This is a genomic window from Ramlibacter sp., assembly GCF_035554825.1.
Lineage (GTDB): Bacteria > Pseudomonadota > Gammaproteobacteria > Burkholderiales > Burkholderiaceae_C > Ramlibacter.
This window is the reverse complement of sequence record NZ_DATMHS010000059.1, coordinates 1-4,325: the sequence shown is the minus strand read 5'-3', so window position 1 is coordinate 4,325 and position 4,325 is coordinate 1. Positions and strand designations below refer to the sequence as shown.

Genomic DNA, 4,325 nt, shown 5'->3' with positions numbered 1-4,325 from the left:
CCCGCGCACGCCGTATTTCAGCGAGTTCTGGTTGTCGGCGATGCGCACCCCCTGGTTGGTGGTCAGCATCTGCCCGCTCGAGTCCACCCGGACCCGGTCCAGCGGTTCGATCGTGGCATTCACGCCCTCGGGCGCGACGCTGCCGGTCTTGCCCGAACCGTTCTCCTCCGACAGCGTGCTGGCGCCGGGCAGGCGCGACTCGGGCTCGACGGTGGCGCCAGGCTGCGGCGCCAGCCCGCTGGCAAAGCCGTGCTCCTGGGATTTCGTCGGGTTGTGCGGCATGGCCGCGGCGAGCGCCTCCACCTGAGCCATTCGCTCGGCCGCGGCGTCGTGCGCCCCGGCCGCGGCGACGCGGGCGGGACCGCTGTCGGTATTGCGCGCGGCGGACTTGGCGGCGGCTTTCCTGGCCGGCGCTTTCCCGGCAGGGGGTTTGGGAGACTTGGGCATGATCTTCCTGATCACAGCGGCAACATTGCCGACCCCAACCCTAAGCGCGCGCTCCCGCCGAGCCTGTAGGACGCCATTGATGGTCTCGGCCGTTCCCGCCGCGAAGGCGCCGGCGGCTGACGCGCGTCAAGCGGCCGCGAGCCGCCGCGCCAGCGCCAGTGCGCCGATCAGCACCGGTTGGTGCAGCATGTACCAGGTCAGGCTCCAGCGCCCCAGCCAGGCCAGCGGCGCCGTCGGCCGCGGCAGCGCGCGCTGCACCCAGCCGCGCCGCCGTTGCAGCAGCCACTGCCCGGCGGCCATGCCCCACCACATCACGCCCAGCCAGGGGATCAGCGGGACGTAGTCTTCGGTCACCGGCTTGCGGCTGACCAGGCCCAGCCAGTTCCAGGCGCGATCGTTGAGGAAGTCGAGCGCCGGCCACTGCCCGTGTGCCAGTTCGGCCAGCGGCTTGGCCAGGACCGCCAGGGCGCCCGCCAGCCACAGCCAGCGGCCCCAGCCCGCGCTGAGGCGAACCACGACCAGCATCAGGGCGATGCCGTGGAGCACGCCGAAGTAGATGAAGCTGCGCGGGAACATGAACCAGGAGCCCGCCGTGACGAGCAAGGCGCAGCCGGCGATCTGGCCCCAGCGCTTCCAGAACCGCGGCCAGCGCTGGCCCTGCTGCCAGGCCACGGCCTGCCCCAGGCCGGCGCAGAACAGGAACAGGCTGACGATCGCCGTGCGCTGCCAGGTCCAGAAGGGATCGCGGTAGAAGTCCTGGCGCAGCCAGCCGAACCAGTTCAGGTCGAAGCAGAAGTGGTACGCCGTCATCCAGACGATGGCGGCGCCGCGCAAGGTGTCGATGGAGTCGTAGCGCTGCCCTGCCATGCGGGCGAGTGTAGAGCGAGCGGCGCGCCGGCCCGCCGCCCGGGGGCCGTGGCGCTCAATTCCGCCTAAATGCGCGGGTCTTTCGGTGGCGCTTCAATCCGAGCGGCATTGCCTGGCCAACCAACGAAAAGGAGACACGATGAACCTGTTCCGCTCCCTGGGCGCCGCCCTGCTGCCGCTGCTGCTCGCCGCCGGCTGTTCCACCCCCATGCCCGGCCCCGCGCCGATGACGGTGGCCACGGTCGCCTCGACCGGCCCGGCGCACAGCACCGGCAAGACGGAGGTGCTGTGGCTCGGCCAGGCCTCCATCCGCGTCACCACGCCGGGCGGCAAGGTGATCATGATCGACCCCTGGCTGACGTCGAACCCGAAGACGCCCGCCAATTTCAAGCAGCTGGAAGCGCTCGGCAAGATCGACCTGGTCCTGGTCACGCACGCGCACTTCGACCACGTCGCCGATGCGCCCGCGCTGGCGAAGCTGCACAAGGCGCCGGTGTGGGGTCCGGCCGGCCTGAACCAGACGCTGGCCACCTACGGCGTGCTGCCCGCCGAACTGTCGCCGCGCTTCGGCAAGGGCGGCACCATCACGCCGTGGGGCCCGACCGGGCCGAAGATCACCGCCGTCCACGCCGAGCATTCCTCCGAGTACGCCTGGAAGAATCCCGCGACCGGCAAGGAGGAGGTGCTGCCCGGCGGCGAACCGGTCGGCTTCATCCTGGAGATGGAGAACGGCTTCAAGATCTGGCACATGGGCGATACCGCCGTCTACGGCGACATGCGCCTGATCGGCGAGATGTACCGCCCCGACCTGCTGCTGATCCCGATCGGCGGCCACTTCGTGATGAACCCGGCCGACGCCGCCATGGCCACGCGCGACATGATCCGGCCGCGCTACGCCATCCCGATCCACTACGGCACCATTCCGCAACTGAAGGGCACCCCGGCCGAGTATCGGGCGGCCATGGGGGCCAGCGCGGTGCAGATCCTGTCGGTGGAGCCGGGCCAGAAGGTCGATTTCTGACCGCGGCCGTCAGAAATCGCGGCTGACGGTGAGCCGGATCGGGAAGCCCATGGGACACGCGGCGCCGCCACATTTCGCTGGCTTGAAGCGCGTCTCCATCCCGATCAGGGCGGTCAATTTCGCCAGCTCCGGCGCCGGCGACGACAGGATGTCGACCTGGTGTACTGCGGCGCGGCGCGCTCCTGCGCGAGCGCGAGCGGAGGAGCCAGGCCAGCGGCCACCAGCGCCGCCGCGCACAACGCCAGGCCATGACGCACCCGCAGGGGGCCGCCCGGGGGGACAGGTCGCCGCATGCCGTCTTCCTCGCTTTGGAACACGGATCGAGAATGGATGAGCTCGCCCGGCCTGGCCAGCCGCCGCCTCAGGTCCTGAGCTTGCGTCCCAGGTGCGACTCGACCCGCTCGATCTTGCTGCGCAGGCGGGACTGCGGCCCGGCGCGGTAATCGACCTTGAGGTTCATGCCGATGCGGGTGCAGTCGCTCTGCAAGGCCTTGAAACAGGCGCCGACCACGCCCATCACCTCGTCCCACTCGCCTTCCAGGATGGTGCCCATCGGCGTGAGCTGGTAGGCCACGCCGCTGCGGTCGATCACGTCGAGGATGCGCGCCACGTAGGGGCTGAGGCTCTCGCCCTTGCCCTGGGGCGACATCGCGAATTCAAGCAGGACCATCGGTTCTCCTTGCGGTCGCCTATTGTGGCGCGCGCCAGGCGAACGAGCCGCGGTAGGCATGCCAGCTCGCGTGGCCGAGCCAGGGGCCGGCCAGCAGCAGCCCCGCCGACCACGGCAGCAGCAGCGCGGCGAGCACCAGCAGCACGATCAGCGCGCTCCAGACCAGCATCACGCCGGTGCGCCGGGTCACCACCTCGATGCTGGCGATGCCCGCGCTGATCGCATCGGTGTCGCGATCCAGGATCATCGGGATCGACACCACGCAGGTGGCGAACACCAGGGTCGCGAACAGGCCGCCGACCAGCGCGTACACCGCGACGAACTGCCAGTTCCGCGGATTGAAGACGGCCTGCACCACGCTGGCCGTGGTCGGCATGCCGGTGTTGAAGAACACCGCGAACACCACCAGCGAGGCGCGCCCCCACAGCAGCTCCAGCAGCAGCAGCACGAGCACCAGCATGCCCATGCTGCCCAGGTGCCGGTCCCAGCAGGTCAGCGACGCGGCGAGGCTCTGCGGCAGCCCCTGCTCGCGGCGCCGGCTGGCCTCGTACAGGCCCATCGCCAGGAACGGGCCGACCAGAAAACAGCCGGAGACGAACGACAGCGTGTATTCGGGCCGGCTGCGGAACACGGCGCCCAGCGTGAGCGCCATCAGCCAGAAGCAGAGGCCGTAGAACAACGCGATCCACGGCGCCGCCACCAGGTCGCGCCAGCCCGCCAGCAGCCAGCGCAGCGGATCGGCCAGCCGCAGCGGCAGCAGTTCGCGCGTGAACGCGGGCGCCGGGGCCGGCGGGGGTGCGGGAGGATCAACGAACGCGCTCATGCGCGGCATTGAAACCGGCCGCGGCCTGCCCCGTATCGGGACCAACCCGCAGCCAGTCGGGCATGCCGCGGTCGGGCCACGCCCCACGCCGAGCGCCTATAGAATGGCCGGCTCTCCGGCCGCGCCCGCGGCGCCGCTTTCCCATGTCACTCCTGAACCACCAGCTCGAGCTGCTTGCGCCGGCTCGCGATGCCGACATCGGCGTCGCGGCCGTCAACCACGGTGCCGATGCCGTCTACATCGGCGGACCGGCCTTCGGCGCCCGCGCCGCCGCCGGCAACACGGTGCAGGACATCGAACGGCTGGCCCGCCACGCGCATCGCTTCGGCGCCCGCATCTTCGTCACCCACAACACCATCCTGCGTGACGACGAGCTCGAGGACGCCCGCAAGATGGCCTGGGACGTGTACCGCGCCGGCGCCGACGTGCTGATCATCCAGGACATGGGCCTGCTCGAGCTGGACCTGCCGCCGATCCAGCTGCACGCCAGCACCCAG

At 70.6% G+C, this 4,325-nt stretch carries 5 protein-coding genes and 1 pseudogene; 2 read left to right on the top strand and 4 right to left on the bottom strand.

Translation table 11 applies throughout. The features are described from left to right. Both VNT59_RS06840 and VNT59_RS06835 read right to left on the bottom strand, forming a co-directional pair. Nucleotides 1-447 (bottom strand): annotated as a pseudogene (locus VNT59_RS06840) (catalase HPII); the annotation flags it as partial. Nucleotides 448-573: 126 nt separating this feature from the next. Beyond that, complete coding sequence (locus tag VNT59_RS06835) at nt 574-1,314, bottom strand: heparan-alpha-glucosaminide N-acetyltransferase (protein ID WP_325497575.1); 741 nt, start codon at nt 1,312-1,314, stop codon at nt 574-576. 139 nt (nt 1,315-1,453) lie between these two features. Here VNT59_RS06835 and VNT59_RS06830 point away from each other — a divergent pair, with 139 nt between their 5' ends. Then, nucleotides 1,454-2,335 (top strand): metal-dependent hydrolase, encoded by an 882-nt coding sequence (locus tag VNT59_RS06830; RefSeq protein WP_414708356.1) that lies wholly within the window; start codon nt 1,454-1,456, stop codon nt 2,333-2,335. A 361-nt stretch (nt 2,336-2,696) separates the two neighbouring features. Here the strand turns inward: VNT59_RS06830 and VNT59_RS06825 are convergent, their stop codons facing one another. Continuing rightward, nucleotides 2,697-3,005, bottom strand: a complete 309-nt coding sequence (locus tag VNT59_RS06825) for an MTH1187 family thiamine-binding protein (RefSeq protein ID WP_325497574.1) — start codon at nt 3,003-3,005, stop codon at nt 2,697-2,699. A 19-nt stretch (nt 3,006-3,024) separates the two neighbouring features. Beyond that, nucleotides 3,025-3,828, bottom strand: coding sequence for a DUF2189 domain-containing protein (locus VNT59_RS06820; protein ID WP_325497573.1), 804 nt, complete (start codon nt 3,826-3,828; stop codon nt 3,025-3,027). A 143-nt stretch (nt 3,829-3,971) separates the two neighbouring features. Between VNT59_RS06820 and VNT59_RS06815 the strand changes: the two genes are divergently transcribed. Continuing rightward, a partial coding sequence (locus VNT59_RS06815) for a peptidase U32 family protein (RefSeq protein WP_325497572.1) occupies nt 3,972-4,325 on the top strand: 354 nt, incomplete at its 3' end.

Excerpts from the sequence above, each read along its gene's own strand:
- VNT59_RS06835 (WP_325497575.1), bottom strand. The coding sequence starts at position 1,314 with ATGGCAGGGCAGCGCTACGACTCCATCGACACCTTGCGCGGCGCCGCC.
- VNT59_RS06830 (WP_414708356.1), top strand. The coding sequence starts at position 1,454 with ATGAACCTGTTCCGCTCCCTGGGCGCCGCCCTGCTGCCGCTGCTGCTC.
- VNT59_RS06825 (WP_325497574.1), bottom strand. The coding sequence starts at position 3,005 with ATGGTCCTGCTTGAATTCGCGATGTCGCCCCAGGGCAAGGGCGAGAGC.
- VNT59_RS06820 (WP_325497573.1), bottom strand. The coding sequence starts at position 3,828 with ATGAGCGCGTTCGTTGATCCTCCCGCACCCCCGCCGGCCCCGGCGCCC.